This window comes from Actinomyces qiguomingii (genome assembly GCF_004102025.1).
GTDB classification, from domain to species: domain Bacteria; phylum Actinomycetota; class Actinomycetes; order Actinomycetales; family Actinomycetaceae; genus Actinomyces; species Actinomyces qiguomingii.
Genome location: NZ_CP025228.1, coordinates 3,775,364 through 3,794,109, shown reverse-complemented (window position 1 = coordinate 3,794,109; position 18,746 = coordinate 3,775,364). Strand labels below are relative to the sequence as shown.

Sequence of the window (18,746 nt, the reverse complement as noted above, 5' to 3'; positions counted from 1 at the left end):
GAATGGTAATGATTCTGTTGTTCATATTCATCTCCGGAGTGCAACGAGTTCGGCCGATCATCGTCGTCGTCCGGCGGAGCGGGTGGCGGGCGCCGTCCACGGATCCTCCGGCCAGGCGTGCTTGGGGTAGCGCCCGCGCATCTCGGCGCGCACCTGCGGGTAGCCCTGGCGCCAGAAGGAGCGCAAATCGTCGGTGATCGCCACCGGCCGCCGCGCGGGCGACAACAGGTGGATGACCACGCCCACGCGCCCGTCCACGATTCGGGGCGTGTCCGACCAGCCGAAGCACTCCTGCACTCTTACCGCCAGCACCGGCCGCTCCAGCGGCTCGCCGCGCTCATCCAGGTAGTCCACGCGCACCTGTGATCCCGAGGGTACTTGCAAACGCTGCGGCACCAGCTCTTCCAGACGCGAGGCCGCGGGCCAGGGCAGGAGGGTGCGCAGGCAGTTATCCACATCCAGCACGCCCAGGTCGAAGCGTCCGCCCGACGCCGTCGCCAGCGCCTCCACCCCCGGCACTAACCACTCGTGCACGCGTTCCATCAGCGCCGCATCCCCGACATCCGGCCAGGGCGGCCCCAGTGTCCGGTGCAGCAGCGCCAGTCGCGCCCGCAGGGCGGCGGCGCCCCGCCACGGCAGCGCCCCGAGTCCCTCGGCCCGGCATCGCTGGACGACGGCGGCTGCGGCCTGTTTCGGCCCGGGCGCTTGGCCGGTGCGGGCCATTTCGATAGCGCCCAGACGGCGCAGTGTCTCAACCCGCAGCCGGTCTCCGTCCCACACGGAGCGCGTGTGCTCGGACAGCCAGTCGGCGGCCACCTTGCATGCGAGTGCCTCATCTATCGGTGCGGCGGCGCGGATGGTTGCCTCACTCATGCCCGGGGCGCGTTCGACGTCGGCAACCGCCAGCCACTGCGACGCGGCCAGGGGTGAGTCGGCGGGTAGACGCAGTCCGGTTCCACCGACGCCGGCATAGATAGTGGGATGGCCCGCACCGGGCACGGGTCCGCGGCGTCGTGCGAGCCACTCCGGGTGCGCCAGGGCGGCGACGAGCCCGGCGGCATCGGCCGCCCCCGGGCCAACCAGGTCGTCCAATTCGGCGGCGTGCGTGGTGGTGCCTGAGATGGAGCGCCGTCCGCCGGGATGCCGCCCAGCGGCGGCTTCCAGACGACGGGCCTCGGCGCGCCAGGCTGCTTGCTCGGCGCCGCGGCGCACATTCCGCGCCAGGGCGCCCAGGTCGGCGCGCGGCGCGCGCAGGTCACCGGTCAGCAGTGCGGTCGCCTCGGCCGCCCGCCGCAGGCCGATCATTTCGGCGGCCGCCAGCAGGGCGCGCGCGGGGCGCACCTGCGCCGGAATGGCGGCCACAGCACGGCCCAGTTCGGTTACGGCTCCGGCGTCGACCAGTCCCAGCCGCGCCAGTGTCGCGGTGGCGACTTCCATAGCGGGGGCCGGCGGCGCGTCGAGCCAGGCCAGTCCCTCGCCCCCGGAGGCGCCCCAGACGGCCAGCTCCAGGGCGGTGCGGGTCAGATCCGCGGTGAGGATCTCGGGTGCTGGCGCGGCAGCGGCCCGCGCCCAATCCACCGGGGTGCAACAGCGGTAGACCACTCCCGGGCCGCTTCGCGCCGCACGTCCGGCGCGTTGAATACCGGCCGCCCGGGACTCGCCGACCGTCACCAGGCCAGACATGCCGCGGGCCACATCCAGGCGCGGTTCTCGCGCCAAGGTGGCATCCACGACGATCCGCACCCCTGGCACCGTCAGGGAGGACTCGGCCACAGCGGTGGATACGATCACCCGCCGCACTCCGCGCGTCGGCGTGAGCGCGGCGTCCTGGACGGATGCGGGAAGGCGCCCGTGCAGCGGCAGCACCTCGACGGCGGGCCGCGCCCCGCCGTACCGGAGGCCTTCACGTAGCCGGGCGACGACGTCGTCAACCTCGCGGGTGCCGGGCAGAAAGACGAGTGCATCCCCTTCACGTTCGGTAAGCGCCCGCCGCACCGTGGCGGCTACATGCGCCAAAAACTCCCGTGGGACCCCGCGCGGTCCGAGCCGGGTCACGCCGGAGGGCGGCGGCGCCCAGATCTCCTCCAGCGGGTACAGCACCCCCGGCACCTCCACAACCGGCGCGGGCGCGGCGGCCTCGCCCAGCAGCACCGGCAGGTGTTTCAGATCCAGGGTTGCGGACATCGCCAGTACGGCTAAGTCCTCGCGCAGGGCGGCGCGCGCCTCCAGCAGCAGGGCCAGCAGCAGATCGGATTCCAGGGAGCGCTCGTGCACCTCGTCCAGCACCACGGCGGCCACCCCGGGCAGCTCGGGGTCGGCTTGGAGGCGACGCAGGGCAAGTCCGGCGGTGACCACTTCAATGCGGGTGCGCGCTGAGGTGCGGCGCTCCCCGCGGACCGCGTAGCCGACCGTTTCGCCTACGGCCTCGCCCATTAGCGACGCCAGGCGCCGGGCGGCGGCACGTGCGGCCATGCGCCGCGGCTGAGTGACGATGACGCGGTCGGGGCGGGTTGCGTCGACCTGCGGGCCGGCGCCTGCGGTCTGGCGGGTCAGAACGTCGGCGACTACCGGAGGCACGAGCGTGGTCTTGCCGGTGCCGGGCGGGGCAGTGACCACGATGGCGGCGCCCGGCATGGCGACGCCACATTTGGACGGGTCCTCCAGCAGTGCGCGCAGGCGGGGCAGGGCGGCCACGACGGGCAGATCTGGCGGGTCGGCCAGGAGTCGGGCGACGGGGTCCGCGGTCTGCTTCACCCACCCATCATGCCTGTCTGAGCCGGTCTGTCGTCTACTACGGGCTCTTCCGGGCTAAGGGGGTGATGGGTGGGTGTGGACCCGCCGGGTGCCGGCCTCGTACTGGGACCGGGTCTCTATGCTCGGACCGCCTGAGGGCGCGTTTCAAGCAGTCCAACCGCAGCCAGGCAGTCCAGCTGCCGATCCCCCGAGCCTCCCCGGCATCCGCGCGATAGAGGCCGAGCGTCGTGCGGGGGGTGGTCGTCTTGCCGGCACCGTTGCGGCCCAGCAGTCCCACCACTCGGCCTTCGGCCACGTCGAACGTGACATCCTCGAAGACTCGTTTTCCCCCGAAACTCTTGCAAAGTCCCCGCACGCTAATTATGACTGCCACTCACTGCGATCGCTCCTCACGCGCAATCTTGGCGACCAGGTAGAGCATTCCCACCATTGCGGCTGCGCAGATAAAGATGCGCACAGCGCCCTGGAGGTACAGTCCGGAAATAGTAGACAAAACCACCAGCAAGACGACTCCCGTGAGATATTTAGCTGCAGACTGAGACATGATGACAACATCCTTCCTAGGTGGCCGAAGATAGTCGAATAAATAGGACAGGGGGTCGGGAGTGGTTCTCCATCGGAGAGCTTCGGCGTCGGTGGGGGGCGCGCTGGAGTTGTCACCGCCTTGTGAGACCCACCCCGAGAAGTGGGGATCTGGAGGGCCGCACAGAGGGTGGTTGCCCGCGCGGCAATTACGTGGCCGCGACGTCAATCGCGGTGACACCGATCGAGAATGAGCCACCAATGCTGAATCCCATCCAGAAACCAGGCGCCTTCATGGCGTTCAGCTCCGGCATGCCCAGCTCAAGGCTCTTACCTGCTCGTCTCCTCTCCAATTGGAAATCTATTCCTAGGCTCTCCGACAAGGCAAGGATATCGCCAGAAACTACGAAAAAGTGTGTGATGTACGTCACGCCTGCGATCGTGTCAATGTCGATGCCGGTCCAGACCCTGGGGCACTCACGGGCGCCTGCCCCTGCATGTCCAGCTCCAGCTTCTGCGTCTCCTTGTTCGTGTCCCCTCTCTGGGCCGGCTGCCCGGCGCCGACGTGTTGACCTACGGGCAGAAGCAGGAACTGATCGCCTACCGTAACCCCCTGGGCCCTGCCGCCATCACCTGCCGCATCGGCGTACTCAGGACGCGCTCACAACTTTGGTCAAGGACGCAACCGACCAGCCCTATCTGTCCCAGTTCCCCGGCGTCCTGTCCGACGCCGCGCAAGGGCATCCTTGCCCTCGCGCGGCGCATGCCGCGTCAGATGGAGCTGTTCCGCAATGAGCCTTTCTCTCCAGGAGCCCCGAAGCGACCAGGGTCTGCGTGGTGACGGGGATGATCCGAGACCATGCGGTGGCACTGCGGTCCTCCGTGGTGTCAATGCGGTTCTTCGGGTTTGAGGGTGTGGTGGTGGCGTTCGCCCTGCCTCCATGTGCTGCACGACCCTGGTGTGTTGCACGACCACCGCGGGGTCGTGGAACGGGCACGAGGGCTGTGTAGCGTCGCCGGCGATCGCCCGCCCCAGCACGTCCGCGGTCGTGGAACGCGCACGAGGGCTGGGCGCCCTTTCGTCCAGGGATTTGGACCGCCCGCTCCCAGTTGGATCGCCTGCCTGCGGTTGGACCGGGCTCCTGCGGTTGGATCGCCTGTCTGCGGTTGGACGGTCTCAGACGCGCTGTTATGTCTCGGACGCGCTTTCAGACGGCCTAACAGAAGAAGCCTGCTCCAAGTGCGGGGGTTCCGGTGCGAGTGCGGGGGTCCCGGTGCGAACACCGAGGGGTTGACGGCGGGCCTGCCCACGACACGGCGGACCGAGGCACCGCGCTCGCGTCGATAGCCCGTGGTGGTTCGGCGCAGGGCTTGGCTGCGAGGGTCGTTTTCGGGCTGGCCAGGTAGTTGTCGCTCCCGGGCCGAGGATCGTTCGAGGACATGGGTTAGACCTCCAGGACGCCGGCCGGCCGTCGACAACGCCCTCCCGGGCGGCATCCTGGAAGGCCGGGCCACATCGTCGCCGGCCAACCTCACCTCCTCGACGCGTCCCCACCACCGCGCCCACCCGGGCAAATAACAACGCCCAACACCGACAACCACCCCACACACCCGAACCACCACACCCCCAAACCCGAAGAGCCATCGACCTCGGTGGTTATTTCGACCGACCTCGGTGGTTATTTCGACCGAAGTCGATGGTTATTTCGACCGACCTCGATGGTTATTTCGACCGATCTCGTCACGCTAGGCGGATGCCGCGGGGAAGCGGGCCCGCCGGGACCCGCAGGCGGCGGGCCGCGGCCCAGGCGCCGCCCGCGCCGAGCAGCAACAGCAGTGCCGCGCTGGCCGGCCAGAACGGCACATGACCATTGGCGGACTTGTCGTGCGAGCTCTCGTAGTCGTCGTCGCGGTCAGCGGCCCGCTCGGCGCAGGGGTTACTGACCGATGGTTCTGAGGACTGCGGGTCGCGCATCGTGTCTATCGCTCGGCCGAGCCCCTCCAGGAAGCTCTCGGCGTTGTAGCGTCCCAGAGGCGCGCGGGCCGAAACATCTCCCAGTGCTACAAAGGGATTGGGAATGAGCATCCACCAGATCCGCTCGGCGTGAGTGACCGTGTTGTGATACCTATAGGGGTCCTCGTAGCACACCAGCTGGTCATCGGTGGAGGCGTTGTAGTCGATGCGGTAGGTGATCTGCTCCCGCTGCTCCTGCACCATGGGAGTGGCGATTGCGGTGGCCATGGGTGTGCCGACCGTCAGCGCCGCCACCACCAGGTAAGTCAGCACAGCGGATGCCGAGGTGCGCGCCGTCAACGCGGAGAAGCCCAGGCCGATGCCGCAAGCCGACCCCAGCGTGACCACCAGCAGCAGGAGATGCCCCAGCAGCGCCGGCAGACTCGCCCCGCCCACCGCCGCCAGTATCAGCAGGAACGGCAGCGCCACCGCCAGAAAGGCCATGGCCGCCAGCCACGCCGCCAGCAGCTTCCCGACGGCGATCTCCCGGCTGCGCAGCGCCGTCGCCTGTAACAGCGCCAGGGTCGCGTCGGCGCGGTCCCCGTTAATGGAGGTGGCCGACAGCGTGGGTGCCACGATCAGGCCGATCCCAAGCACGAAGCACAGCACCATGTCATACAGGACCGGTGCGAACTCCTCGCGCTCCATGCCCGCGGAGACGGCCAGCCCCGTCATGCCCACGAACAGCACCACGAGCACCAGCGCCCACACCAGCAGCATCACCCACCAGCGGGTCGACCGCACTCGCTGCCGCAACTCCAGCACCATCACGGTGCGTACGCCCAGTCGGCTCATGCTCGCTCCTCCTCCATTGCGAGATACGCGGTCTCCAGTGCACCGGTCACCGGAGCGAAGGACACCACCTCGACCCCGTCTTCAACGGCCTGCCGCACAATGCGTGCCGCGGCGGCGTCGTCGGGCACTTCCAAATGCACTGAGCCGTCGGGATCGACAACGGCGCCCGGCGGCGTTCCCGCGCGCGCCCACGCGGCCAGCCGTTCAGGGCTCAGGGCCCGCATCCGCCAGGTGGTGCGCAGCGGCGTCGGGCGCACCGGCACCACGCCCCCGGTGGGCGCCGCAGTCCCCGTCCCGGACCCCGCCTCAGAATCTTCTGCGGCCTGTTCTGCCGCTGCGACGGCGTCGGCGGTGCCGGCGCCAGGCGGCACAACCGCATGTCCGCGGGACATGAAGATGACGCCGTCGACCATCTCCTCCAACTCGCCCAGCACGTGGCTGGAGATCAGCACCGTCGCCCCCTGGTCGGCCAGGTCCCGCAGAATGCCGCGCAGATCGGCGCGTGAGCGGGGATCCATGCCGGCGGCGGGCTCGTCGAGCAGCAGTACCTGCGGGGAATGGACGAGTGCTCGTGCCAGGCCCAGGCGCTGCTTCTGCCCGCGCGACAGCACCCGCGCCGGGGTGCGGGCCATGTCCTCCAGATGCACGAGGGCGAGCATGTCGGCGGCGCGCTCGCGGGCGGTCACGTCGTCGAGTCCCTGGGCGGCGGCGAAGGTCAGCAGGATCTCCGTGCAGGTCAGCGAGTCCCAGGTGCCGAAGGCGTCGGGCATCCAGCCCACCGCCTGGTGCACCTGACGCGGCTGGGTGACCGGGTCCAGGCCCGCAACCTTGATCGTGCCCGTATCCGGGCGCAGCAGTGCCGCCAGCATCAGCAGCAGGGTGGTCTTGCCCGCCCCGTTGGGGCCCACCAGGCCGGTGATGGCGCCGGCGGGCGCGGACAGGCTCAGCCGCTGCACGGCCGGCGCCGACCCGAAGAAGCGTGTGACCTGGCTCGCCTCAATGCTCATGGGCTTAATGTAACGGTTGCGTCATGGGGTGGCGAGATTGCCGCCCGGCACGGCGCGTGGTGGTCGGCCCGGACGATCTGCGTATCCGTGAGTTGTTCGCCCGGGCGGGGAACGGCGCGATGGACGAGGGCAGCTGGATGACGGGAGACCGGAGCCGAGGATTCGGCCGCACCTTCCGTGCACACCCCCACCCGTAATCGCGAAAAGCCCGGTACCCTGGACATGATCATTATCGGCTCAAGGTTGAAGATGCCCTGGGTGCGGGAGGGGAGAATTATGCCTGCCATCGGACGACGTAACGCCCTCAGAGCGGTACTGATTGCCGGTGCCGCCGCTACTGGGGTCCCGGTTCTGATGGGGTGCTCGACTTCGACGTCGTCCGGCGGCTCGGGGACGCCCTCAGCGGGCCCGCAGGCGTCCGGCGGTGCTGCCTCCGGGGACTCCGTCGCGACGCCGGCGCCCTCCAGCGATGCGAGCGCTGAGGGGGAGCTGCTCACGCCCCGCGACGACCTGGTTTCGCCGTCGCGAATCCAGTGGGACTCGTGGAGGCTGATCGACCCGACGACGGTGGAGGTGAATTTTGTCGGCGGCTCGCCCACATGCGAGGGCGTATCGGTGGAGCTGCAGGAGACCCCGCAAGACGTCACCATTAATCTCAGTGCCGGGGTGCTGCCGGAGATGGTCGACGGCGATTGCCCGGCTATCGCGGTGCTGTCGGCCGTGCGAGTCTCGCTCTCCGAGGACCTCGGTGAGCGAGAGGTGCGCCAGGACGACATCTCGGAGTGAACCGCCGGTTCCCGGCGCCGAGGCCGGATGACGGCGCGCAGGCGCTAGGTGTCTCGCCGGCACCAACTTCGGGCCCTTGGCGTCGGCCGACCTGACCTTCTCGCCTCAGATCAACGTGTTTGTCGGTACGAACAACACCGGCAGGTCCATGCTCCTCAAGCTGCTGTACGCCATGACGGCGGTGGCCTCGGAGAAGTCGAACCCGGCACGTACGGGCGATTCGGACGTGGGGTGGTCTGGCTCCTTATTTGGCTCTTCGTGTTTGGGGGTGTGGTCGGCGGTGTGTTCTGGTCGGCCGTGTGACGGCCTCTTCGCTCACTCGAACGTAGTCTCCCGCGTTCGAACGCGGTGCGGCGCCCGAGGATGGCCTCCGCGTGGTTGTTCCGGGCGGCCGCGCCCGCGGAGGTGAGGTGCTGGTTCTCGACATCCATGGGGCGGTTTCATCAGATGGCATCGCGGGGCGGAGGGTTCGTCAGGTGTCACCAACGATTCGGTATGAACAACCACGGCTCGTGCAACCCGACAAACCGCCGAAACAAGCGGCGAATCGTCGACCGCAACACACCAACCGTCGGGCCAGCACCCGAACCGTCGGGCCAGCACCCGAACCGTCGGGCCAGCACCCGAACCGTCGGGCCAGCACCCGAACCGTCGGGCCAGCACCCGCACCATCGGGCCAGCACCCGAACCATCGGACACGATCCGCCGCGAGCCACCAAGACTCACGGCGAGCCATCCCGTCCCCGCCCACCGCGCCCGCCGGAGCGTACACACAAACCACCACCCACACACCCCACCCATCCACCACACCCTCAAACACGAATAACCGCTAATGGTGGAGTTAGAGGTCGACGGCGCCGTCTTCACCTTCCCGGACGGCTGGGAGGTGAGTAAGTACGACGAGTGGTCGTACTTCAGGAATGCTCTCAGCAAGACCAGACCCCGCCAGCAAGGCGCTCCATGGCTGCGACGTCGTCGCCCTCGACGGACGTTGTATGTAGCGCTACGCATCGACCTGCCCGGCGCACAGCCGCACGCGGGGCGAGGTCGGCGAGCCGACGCGCAGCAGACGATGGCGAACTATCGGCAGGAGCTCCGCAAGTCGCTCCGCCGCGTCAGCAACGGCAAGGTTCACGTCATCACAGGCCGGGAGAACCCGCCGACTGTTCCGTGGACCGCTGGATGGAGCGAGGCAGGACGTCGGGTTCACCGGCAGTAGGCGTGCCTGCGAGGGACGCCGCCGCGTCGACGAGGACGATTGAGGGCGGAGCGCCAACGCGGGCGCCGTTGCGGGCCGGAGGCCGCTGTCCGGAGCCGCTCGCCCACGTCGGGCTGCCGGTCGCCCACGCCACCGGCCCCGCGCCCACCTACCGGTCGCCGTGACTCGCCGTAACACGCGGGCCGTATGCTAGGCCCCGACGCCACGCCGAGGACGCCGGGACGCCCTGCCCGGGCGCTTCCGCCGAATCAACGTTGGCCATACCCGCACCGGCATGAGAACGGCAGGATCCCCCACATGGCACTGGTAGTGCAGAAATACGGAGGCTCATCCGTCAGCGACGTCGAGGCGATACGCCGCGTCGCCAGGCGCGTCGTCGCCACCCGCAAGGCGGGCAACACCGTGGTGGTGGTCGTCTCCGCCATGGGCGACACCACCGACGACCTGCTGGACATGGCCGGCGCCATCTCCGCCAAGCCCCCCGCCCGGGAGATGGACATCCTCCTGTCCGCCGGAGAACGCATTTCCATGGCACTGCTGGCCATGGCCATCGGCGAACTGGGCGTGCCCGCCCGCGCCTACACCGGCGCCCAGGCGGGCGTGCTCACCGACTCCAAGTATGGGCGCGCCAGCATCGTTGGCGTCATCCCCGAGCGCGTCGCCCGCGCCGTCCAGATGGGGGCCGTCGCCGTCGTCGCCGGTTTCCAAGGTATTAACGAGGTCGAGGACGTCACCACCCTGGGCCGCGGCGGCTCGGACACCACCGCCGTGGCCCTGGCCGCCGCCCTGAACGCCGACGTCTGCGAGATCTACACCGACGTCGATGGCCTGTTCACCGCCGATCCGCGCATCGTCGCCACGGCCCGCCGTATTGAGGCCATTTCCAGTGAGGAGACCCTGGAGATGGCCGCCAACGGCGCCAAGATCCTGCACTTGCGCGCGGTGGAGTACGCCCGCCGCTTCGGCGTGCCCCTGCACGTGCGCTCCTCCTTCTCTGACAAGACCGGCACCTGGATCTACGACGGCCGCCGGGAGGGCACTTTCATTCCGCCCCTGGTTCCCGGGGCCGACGACGACGCCCCCTCCGCCCCCACGCCCGCGGTCGCCGCCGACGCCCCGGCGCCCGCCATGGACGCGGTCACCGGCCGCGTAGTGGCCCCCGCCGGCGCCCTGCCACCAGATGGCGCCTGGGTCGGCGCCGCCCACTCCCGGGCCGTCAACGCTCGTGCCCAGGCCCGCCCGCACCCGTCCGCTAAGGAGGATCACGTGGAAGCCCCCGTCATTTCCGGCATTGCCCACGACCGCAGCCAGGACAAGATCACCCTGGTAGGCGTGCCCGACATCCCCGGCGCCGCCGCCCGCATCTTCGAGATCGTGGCCCGCACCGACGCCAATATCGACATGATCGTGCAGGACATCTCCGCCGAGGGCACCGGGCTTACCAATATCTCTTTCACCTGCCCCGACGGCGACTCCGCCAAGTCACGCGCCGCCCTGGAGGCCGCCCAGGATGAGCTCGGCTTCAAGACCCTGCACTTCAACCCTAATATCGGCAAGCTCTCCCTGGTTGGCGCTGGCATGCGCTCCCACCCGGGTGTATCCGCCAAGCTCTTCGGCGCCCTGAGCGAGGCCGGCATCAATATTGACATGATTTCCACCTCCGAGATCCGCATCTCGGTGGTGGTCGACGACGCCGTACTAGACGAGGCCGTGCGCGCCGTCCACTCCGCCTTCGGCCTCGACGCCGAGGCCGCCGAGGCGGTCGTTTACGGAGGTACCGGAAGATGAATAACACCAGCAACCAGAACAACCAGGCCGCCCATCCGGACACGGGTGAGTACGTGGGACCCGCGGACGAGTACGTGGGACCCGTGGACGGGTACGTCGGGCCCGCGGACGAATACGTGGGCCCCGCAGGCGAGTACGTGGGCCCGGACGACGGCGTGAGCATCGCCGTCGTCGGCGCCACCGGGCAGGTAGGCCGCGTCATGCTTGACATGCTCGCCCAGCGTGATTTCCCCGCCCGCAGCCTGCGCCTGTTCTCCTCGGCGCGTTCTGCCGGGAGCGTCGTGGAGTTCCGCGGCGCCCGCATCGAGGTGGAGGACGTGGCCACCGCGGACCTGGCCGGCATCGACGTGGCCATCTTCTCCGCCGGCGCGACCGCCTCGCGCGAGTACGCACCCCGCTTCGCAGCCGCCGGCGCCGTCGTGGTGGACAACTCCTCCGCCTGGCGTCGCGACCCCGATGTGCCGCTGGTGGTCGCCGAGGTCAACCCGGAGGCGCTGGCCGACCGGCCCAAGGGCATCATCGCCAACCCGAACTGCACCACCATGGCGATCATGCCGGCACTGAAGGTGCTGCACGAGGAAGCCGGACTCAGGCGCCTGATCGCCTCCACCTATCAGGCGGTCTCCGGCTCCGGGCGCGCCGGGGTGGCCGAGCTGGCCGAGCAGGTGCGCGCCGTCGTCGAGCAGCAGCAGGACGTTGAGGGCCTCGCCCTGGACGGGCGGGCCATCAACTTCCCCGAGCCGATTGTCTACGTGGACACCATCGCCTTCAACGCCGTCGCCTGGGCTGGAGGCGACGCCGGCGACGGCTCCGGGGAGACCGACGAGGAGCAGAAGCTGCGCCACGAGTCCCGCAAGATTCTGGGGCTACCCGACCTGCGCGTATCCGGCACCTGCGTGCGCATCCCCGTGTTCGCTGGCCACGGGGTGAGCGTGAGCGCCGAGTTCGAGCGCGCTCTCAGCCCCGAGCGGGCCGTCGAGCTGCTGCGCACCGCCCCCGGCGTCACCTACGACGACGTGCCCAGCCCACTGAAGTCCGCCGGCCGTGACGGTACCTTCGTGGGCCGGGTGCGCGCCGACCAGGCCTGGGATGACGGCCACGGTATTGCGCTGTTCGTGGTGGGCGATAACCTGCGCAAGGGTGCCGCCCTCAACGCCGTCCAGCTGGCCGAGCTGGTCGCCGCCAGCCTCCGCCGAGATCGGTCGAAGTAACCATCGAGTTCGGTCGAAGTAACCATCGAGTTCGGTCGAAGTAACCATCGAGATCGGTCGAAGTAACCATCGAGTTCGGTCGAAGTGGCGTCGGCGGGCGAGCGCCGGTCGGCTTCGGGCGTGCTACTGCGCGTCCCGCATCACCCGCGGGTCCAGACCGTACTGCGGCGGCACTCCCAGGTGCTCGCGCAGGGTGGTGCCCCGGTAGCCGTCATGGAACAGTCCGCGTTCGCGCAGGATCGGAATCACCTCGTCAACAAAGGTGTCGATCCCGTCCTGGTTGACGTCGGGAGAGATCCAGAACCCGTCGCAGGCGCCGGCCTCGAACCACTCTTGCATGTGATCGGCCACGACGGAGGGCGGGCCCACAGGAGTGGGGTGGTAGTCGATGACGCCGTGTGCCAGGATGTCCCGAATCGTCCAGCCCTCCCGGGCGATGCTCAGGGCCTGCTGGGAGCGGGGATCGAAACCGCTCGGGCGGGCGTCGGCCAGCTCTCCGGCCGTCAATGGACGGTCAATCTGCTCCGGCTCCAGGGCCAGTCCCAGCATGGCTCCCAGATAGGGGACCCGCTGGGGCGCACTGACCTCATCCAGCTGGCGTCGTCGAGCCAGGGCATCCTTTACCGTGGCGCCAATTAGGGGCATCAGCCCGGCGAAGAACTTGACCTCCTCCGGGTTGCGGCCGTACTGGCGGGCGGCCCGGCGTACGGCGTCGCGCTGGGCGCGGGCGTCCTCAATGGTGAAGGCAGCGCCGATGACGCCGCTGGCGTAGCGTCCGGCAATAGTCAGGCCGTACTCCCCGCCCCCGGCGGAGAAGATGACCGGCTGCCCCTGCTCGGAGGGCGGGATTGGCAAGGGGCCCTGGGAGGCGACGTGCTCCCCGCGCAGGTTGACCGGGCGTACCCGGTCCATGTCGACGAAGCGGCCGGTGGCCTTGTCCTGGGTCCAGGCGTCCTCGCCCCAGCTGCCCCACAGGGCCTGGACAGTCTGGATCACCTCGTGCGCGCGGCCATAGCGGACCGGGCGCTCGGCGATGGTCTGGCCGAAGTTCGCGGCGGCGGCCGGGTCCGCGGTGGTCACCGCGTTCCAGCCGAAGCGGCCGTGAGTGATCACATCAAGGGCCTTGTACTGGCGGGCGATGTTGTAGGGCTCGTTAAAGGTGGTGGTGCCGGTGGCCACGAAGCCGATCCGGGAGGTCTCGCGGGCCAGGGCGGCGATAGTAACCACCGGGTCCATGGTGGCCTGGGGGATCCCGCCCCCCATAGAGGGAGTGATCGCGAGGTTGTCAGGCAGGAAGAGAAAGTCGAGGGTGCCGCGTTCCGCAGCGCGGGCGTAGCGGACCTGGGCCTCAATGTCGGCATAGGCGGCGGGGTTCACACCGGGGGCGCGCCAGGCATTGGCCTGAGAGCCGTAACCGGTTCCCAGATGCATGCCCAGGATCATCTGTCGTTTGGGGGCAGTGGTGGTCATGGTGCTCCTGTGAAGTTTGTGGCGGGCAGTGCGTTTTGTGCGCTCGGCGCAATGCTCATCACTGCGGGTGTTTAGGGTGGTGGCGGGTAGCGCTGGCCTATCTCCGGCGCCGACGGCGGGGTCAGGCGGCGAGGCGATGCAGCTGGCGCGCGTAGAAGACCAGGGGGTCGATGTCCCTGTCCTGCTCGACTTGGAGTACCCGAAGGAGGGCAAGGTCGTGGTCTCCCGCCTCAATGATCCTCTCGGGTGCCGCGCTCAGGGTGGCGGGGGATCCCAGCAGAGCGGCGTCTTCGCTGCGCAGGGCGCACTCCAGGCCGACAAACCGTTGGGCGGTCGGGCCGGCGAGCTGGGATACCAGGGCGTGGTGCTCGGTGCCCAGGACGCTGATCCGCAGGAGCGATGCGTCGCGCAGCAGTGGCCAGGTGGACGAACTGCGAGCGAAGGCCAGCGACACCAGCGGCGGGTCCAGCGACACGGAGGTGAAGGAGTTGGCCAGCATTCCTACAGGTGCGCCGTCGAAGTCATGGGCGGTTACCAGCACGATGCCGGTGGGGAAGCTGGCCAGGGTCCGCCGCAGGGCCTCGGGGCTGACGGGGCTGGCTGGTTGTGGTGGCAACACGCATCTCCGTTCGCCTAGGATCATTATGGTGTCACTCCGAACGATACGGAGAGGCTCTCCGCTTATCAATGGCGCAGGAGTGTGATCCATGTCTGACCCGGTGTTTCAGGGCGACGCGCCTCAGACGAGGAACGGGCGCCGAGTGGTGCGCGCCGACGCGCGGCGCAACCGCGACAAGATCGTTGAGATGGCCGCGCAGATCTTCGCCCGGGAGGGGCTGGAGGTCCCTATGGACGCCATCGCCAGGCGTGCCGGAGTGGGGGCTGGGACCCTCTACCGTCACTTCCCCACCAAGCAGGACCTACTTGGCCAGGTGCTGGCGCAGCGCACCACCGATCTGACGCGCAGGTGCCGGGAGATTCAGGGCGCTGCCCTGGAGCCCGGTGAGGCGCTTGAGCGGTGGCTGGATGCGCTCGGGCAGTGGATGCGCTCCTATGACGGGCTCCCCGGGCCGTTGCGGGAGGCCTACAACAGTTCCTCCTCGCCGCTGGCCCCAACCTGTGAAGAGGTCATTGAGATGACGAGGGGCTTCCTGGAACCCGCGCAACGCGCGGGCGTGGCCCGTGCCGAGGTCGACGCCGCCATCCTGTACCAGGCCGTGCTGGCCGTGGCCTGGGTTGCATCCGCCGTCGACGGCGCAGGAGGCGGCGCCGACGACGTTGCCGCCGACTTCCCCGGGCAGGGCCACGGCGGCGAGGAGTCGCGCGGCGGGCTCGCCGCATTGGTGCGTCGGGGGTGGCAGCGCTCCTGAACCCCGGGGCACCTTCATGCGGTCGGGAGCAGCCGGCAGAGCCCAGCCGGTCTCGGTGGGTCGTTAGTGGTTCTTCCGGTTTGAGGGTGTGGCGGTTCGCCGGGTGTGTGCGGCTGGGTGAGGTAACACGCCGAGACCGGCACTTGTAACACGCCGAGACCGGCACTAATGACGTACCGAGGTGGTAGTGCTTTGGTGTCGGCTTTGGAGTGGGCCTGACGGTTCGTTTGTTCTGGTCGGCGGTTCGTCACTTCCCACGACGGTTCGGCACCTAGAGGCACGAACCGTCGTGGGAAGTGCCGAAGCGTTGGTGCCAGGTGACGAATCGTTGCCGTTCATGACGAACCGTCGTGCGGGGCACACGGGCGGACACGCCCTAGGTCCGTGCCCCTCAGTGGCGCATGCGCGCCCGAGGCGCCTGGGGTCGCGGCATTATTAGCAAGCAGCGGAATCGCTGTAAGTACTGAGCGGTGCCGTCGACGGCCGCTGCTCCGGTCGGCGTTCGGATGGTCTCAACGGCCCTAACGAATCGTTCCCGCAAGGCCCTCCACCGCCGGCCCGACAACATCCCCGTCGGCCGGAGAACGTCCCTGGTTCGGCGAAGACGTTCTCGTCAGCCCGATAATGTCCTTACCGGCCTGAAACCCGCCCGAATGTGGAGGGTTTGGGGAGGAAGAGGTCGTCTGCGGCAGATCGACACCCATCGAAGACGACTTCCCACACCCGAAAACGACCACCACACCGCAGCCCCGGACCCAACCACCACACCATCAAACCGGAAGAGCCTCGTTAGTGCCGGTTTCGGTGTGTAACGAGTGCCGGTTTCGGTGGTTAGAGGGCTGCGGCGCTTGTGGTTGTGGTAGTCGGGACCTCGCCGGCATACAGATACACGCCGACCCGGTCCGGCAGGTCGGGCACATCCAGCCGCAATTCCCGCGAGGCGGCGCGCACCAGCCCACGCTGTTCACAGAACTCGTAACTGCACAGAGAATCCGTGTACAGGAAGAAGTCCTTGCGGCCGTGGGTGCGCAGATGGTTCATGAACTCGTCGTAAAGGCGGGTGCCGACCCCACGGCCCTGACAGGCCGGATGCACCGCGAGCAGAGTGATCTCGTCGGTGAGGGCGGCGCAGCCGGCCATGAGCACGTCCTGGCGCAGTTCCGCGCGCCGGTAGTCGAAACCGAAAGCCTGAGCGAGCGTCTCCCACTGCGGCATTCCCGCCGTCGCCAGCCAGGTCAGAGCGGCGAGCCTGTGGACGTGAGCGAGCGGTCGGGCCGGAAGCGGAGGCTCGTCCTCCACCCGGCCCATGAGGATGCCCATGACCCGCTCGGTGCCGGGCCCCTCGCCGTCGTCACTCGGTGGGGCGTCCTCGGTGGCCACGGCGACCTGCGCGTAGGTGGAGCCGAGCAGCCGCTCGGACAGGAACACCTCTGCGGCGGAGCGCTCCAAATACGGCCGCGGCGCATAGCAGCGGATGTTGAAGGCGTCAAGGACGATCGCCATGACCCCCTCGGCATCCCGGGGCTCGTAGGGGCGGTAGGTGATGGTGGACATGGTGCCTCCTGGCATCGTCGGAACCAGCGTTCGTCCTCCCGACGGTAGGCGGGTGGGCTGGGGGAGGCCGGGGAGGCACCTTCGTGTTTCCGACGTCGTCGAAAGGGGATGACAGGCGGCTGTCGGCTACGGCCTCCAGGTGCCTGTCGGGCACATACTGGTGACACGACGCGCAGGAGCTCGCCATCGTCAAGGGCGCCTCACGTGGCGCCGCTGCGACAGGGCGCCCCCGCGCGACCGCAGCGCTGCGAGAGGATGATGTGGACGTGGCCGCCAAGGCGGACAGGCTCGAAAGACTTGTGCGCGAGCTGCGGGCCGCCAGTCGGCCGATGTCGGCGCGAGCGCTGGCGGCCATGCTGCAAGTCACCGACCGCTCGATCCGCTCCTACGTCAAAGAGCTCAATGCGGGGCAGGATGAGGTCCTCATCCGGTCCACTCCCTCCGGATACCAATTGGACCACCGCGTGTACCGGATCAGGCGAGAACGTGAGGCCCGCCGTCCCGCGCGGCAAGGCTCCGACCCCCGTGGCCGACTGAATGAGTTGACCCGCATCCTGCTGACCTCCCCCCAGGAGTGCGAGGTGTTCGAACTGGCCGATCGGCTTTTTGTGAGTCCGTCGACGCTTGAAGGCGACCTTGGCCGCGTCCGCCTGATCCTGCGCGATCACGAATTGACCCTAGTGCGGCGCGGCGCGTATGTGAACGTTGACGGTCCGCTGCGGCGACGACGGCGACTCATCCGCCAAATCCTGCTCGCCCCGGTCAATGACGAGTTGGAATCGGATCGACGACGCACCCACCTGACGCGGCGGCGCGAACTCACCCGCGGCGTCCGCACCGTGCTAGCGAACAACGACATCGTCCTGAATGAGTATGTGCTCCTCAACCTGTGCACGCACCTCTATGTCGCCGTCGAGGGGTATCCCGCCGAATACGCCGGGCGCGCCGCATACGACGCCGACATCATCACCGCCGCCCGCGCGGTCACCGACTGGGTGAACCGGTGGGCCGAGCATCGCCTGCCGGAATCGGAGACCGACTTCGTCGCCTCCTTCCTGGCGGTCTCCACCCACCGGGACGCCGACGGCGAGGGCCTTAACCCTGCGGTCCTGGCCGCCGTGCGCGACTGTGTGCTCCGGCTGGACGATCACTTCCTGCTGCGGCTGTACGACGGCGATGACTCCCTGATCGGTCTGGCCATCCACGTGCAGGCCATGGCGGCGCGGCTGCGTGCCGGGCAACGTATAGACCGGCCCTTCGGCGCCGATCTCCAGCTGGGGCACCCGTTGGTGCATGAGCTGTCCGTCTACTTCTCCCACGCCATGGAGTCCGCACTGAAGGTGGAGATACCCTCCGCCGAGACGGATTTCCTCGCCCTGCACCTAGGCGCCCGCCTCCAGCAGCTCATGGACGCCGAGCAGCAGGTGACGATCACGCTGGTGGTGCCCAGGTTCGGTTCCGTCGCCGATGATGCGGTGCGCAGGCTGAATGAGGGCCTGCACGCACTGGCCGTCGTCGAGCGCCTGGTAACCGAGATCGACCCGGAGGTCTCCCGCCGGCCCAGCGACGTCGTCGTCACCGCCGTCGACCTCGACGTCGATCCTTCGGTTCCGGTGGTGCGCATCAGCCCCCTGTGCACCCGGGAGGAGGTCGACGCCGTACGACAGGCGGTCCTGGAGGAGCGGGTCCGTGCCCAGCGGCACCAGGTGTGGTCGGCGCTGGTCGCCTTCACCGACGAGCACCTGTTCACCCACATACGGTCGCCGCTGAGCCGGGAGGAGGCCATAGGCACCTGTCATTCGCTGCTGGTCAGGGCGCACGCCGTCGATGAGCAGCACCTTGCGGATGTGATGGATCGGGAGCGGCGCGCCTCCACCGCCTTCAGCGACAGATTCGCCATGCCGCATTCGCTGTACATGGACGCCGCCCGCACCGCCCTGGCCGTTTTGACCTGTACCCGGCCGATCCCGTGGGGAGACCATGAGGTCAACCTCGTCATCATGCTGGCCGTGAGCCCCAAGGACCGCGCCGTATTCCGGGACGTGCTCGACGAACTGGTACGCATTTTGTCCGATCCGGTCGGAGTCGATGCGCTCATCGGCGCGGGGACCAACTACAGCCGCCTCATGGAGACCATGCGTGAACTGGTGATCGGCTGACACCGGGGCCAGCGGTACGGGGGCGCGACGGGTGGCTTTCCGGCCCCCGGAAGATTTCCTGATGGATCGGGGGCGCCGCGCCGCGCACACTTGAAGA

The 18,746-nt window shown here is 68.6% G+C and carries 14 protein-coding genes; 5 read left to right on the top strand and 9 right to left on the bottom strand.

What is annotated here, in order from left to right:
- Positions 1-57 precede the first annotated feature (57 nt).
- The 6 genes from hrpB to CWT10_RS15895 form a co-directional block, all read right to left on the bottom strand.
- Positions 58-2,754, bottom strand: a complete 2,697-nt coding sequence (gene hrpB / locus CWT10_RS15915; RefSeq protein ID WP_103062328.1) for an ATP-dependent helicase HrpB — start codon at positions 2,752-2,754, stop codon at positions 58-60.
- A 37-nt stretch (positions 2,755-2,791) separates the two neighbouring features.
- Positions 2,792-3,109: an ATP-binding cassette domain-containing protein gene (locus CWT10_RS15910; protein ID WP_269843731.1), complete on the bottom strand. Its 318-nt coding sequence runs from the start codon at positions 3,107-3,109 to the stop codon at positions 2,792-2,794.
- An 18-nt stretch (positions 3,110-3,127) separates the two neighbouring features.
- A complete protein-coding gene (locus CWT10_RS16900; protein ID WP_158247597.1) occupies positions 3,128-3,298 on the bottom strand; it encodes a hypothetical protein in 171 nt (56 codons plus the stop codon).
- Between the two features lie 187 nt (positions 3,299-3,485).
- Positions 3,486-3,707 carry a hypothetical protein gene (locus tag CWT10_RS15905; protein WP_128683606.1) on the bottom strand — a complete coding sequence of 74 codons (222 nt, stop codon included), beginning with the start codon at positions 3,705-3,707 and terminating at the stop codon, positions 3,486-3,488.
- 1,310 nt (positions 3,708-5,017) lie between these two features.
- Positions 5,018-6,085 carry an ABC transporter permease gene (locus tag CWT10_RS15900; RefSeq protein ID WP_103062330.1) on the bottom strand — a complete coding sequence of 356 codons (1,068 nt, stop codon included), beginning with the start codon at positions 6,083-6,085 and terminating at the stop codon, positions 5,018-5,020.
- Positions 6,082-7,092, bottom strand: a complete 1,011-nt coding sequence (locus CWT10_RS15895; protein ID WP_103062331.1) for an ABC transporter ATP-binding protein — start codon at positions 7,090-7,092, stop codon at positions 6,082-6,084. The genes CWT10_RS15900 and CWT10_RS15895 overlap by 4 nt, the downstream gene beginning before the upstream one ends.
- Before the next feature lie 276 nt (positions 7,093-7,368).
- Here CWT10_RS15895 and CWT10_RS15890 point away from each other — a divergent pair, with 276 nt between their 5' ends.
- From CWT10_RS15890 to CWT10_RS15880, 3 genes are all read left to right on the top strand, one after another.
- Positions 7,369-7,878, top strand: a complete 510-nt coding sequence (locus CWT10_RS15890; protein WP_128683604.1) for a hypothetical protein — start codon at positions 7,369-7,371, stop codon at positions 7,876-7,878.
- A 1,516-nt stretch (positions 7,879-9,394) separates the two neighbouring features.
- Entirely contained in the window at positions 9,395-10,885 is a 1,491-nt protein-coding gene (locus CWT10_RS15885; RefSeq protein WP_103062333.1) for an aspartate kinase, read from the top strand.
- A complete protein-coding gene (locus tag CWT10_RS15880) occupies positions 10,882-12,096 on the top strand; it encodes an aspartate-semialdehyde dehydrogenase (RefSeq protein ID WP_103062334.1) in 1,215 nt (404 codons plus the stop codon). Before CWT10_RS15885 ends, CWT10_RS15880 begins: the two co-directional genes overlap by 4 nt.
- A 123-nt stretch (positions 12,097-12,219) precedes the next feature.
- On the opposite strand, the gene CWT10_RS15875 is transcribed toward CWT10_RS15880, so the two are convergent.
- Positions 12,220-13,566 (bottom strand): NtaA/DmoA family FMN-dependent monooxygenase, encoded by a 1,347-nt coding sequence (locus CWT10_RS15875; RefSeq protein ID WP_103062335.1) that lies wholly within the window; start codon positions 13,564-13,566, stop codon positions 12,220-12,222.
- Between the two features lie 121 nt (positions 13,567-13,687).
- Entirely contained in the window at positions 13,688-14,185 is a 498-nt protein-coding gene (locus CWT10_RS15870) for a flavin reductase family protein (RefSeq protein ID WP_158247598.1), read from the bottom strand.
- Positions 14,186-14,273: 88 nt separating this feature from the next.
- On the opposite strand from CWT10_RS15870, the gene CWT10_RS15865 reads away from it, so the two are divergent.
- The gene (locus CWT10_RS15865; protein WP_103062337.1) at positions 14,274-14,936 is read left to right on the top strand and encodes a TetR/AcrR family transcriptional regulator; all 663 of its coding nucleotides are present in this window, start codon (positions 14,274-14,276) and stop codon (positions 14,934-14,936) included.
- 831 nt (positions 14,937-15,767) lie between these two features.
- Here CWT10_RS15865 and CWT10_RS15860 read toward each other — a convergent pair.
- Positions 15,768-16,490, bottom strand: a complete 723-nt coding sequence (locus CWT10_RS15860; protein ID WP_158247674.1) for a GNAT family N-acetyltransferase — start codon at positions 16,488-16,490, stop codon at positions 15,768-15,770.
- 266 nt (positions 16,491-16,756) lie between these two features.
- Between CWT10_RS15860 and CWT10_RS15855 the strand changes: the two genes are divergently transcribed.
- Positions 16,757-18,649: a BglG family transcription antiterminator gene (locus tag CWT10_RS15855; RefSeq protein ID WP_128683602.1), complete on the top strand. Its 1,893-nt coding sequence runs from the start codon at positions 16,757-16,759 to the stop codon at positions 18,647-18,649.
- The last annotated feature ends 97 nt before the right edge of the window (positions 18,650-18,746 follow it).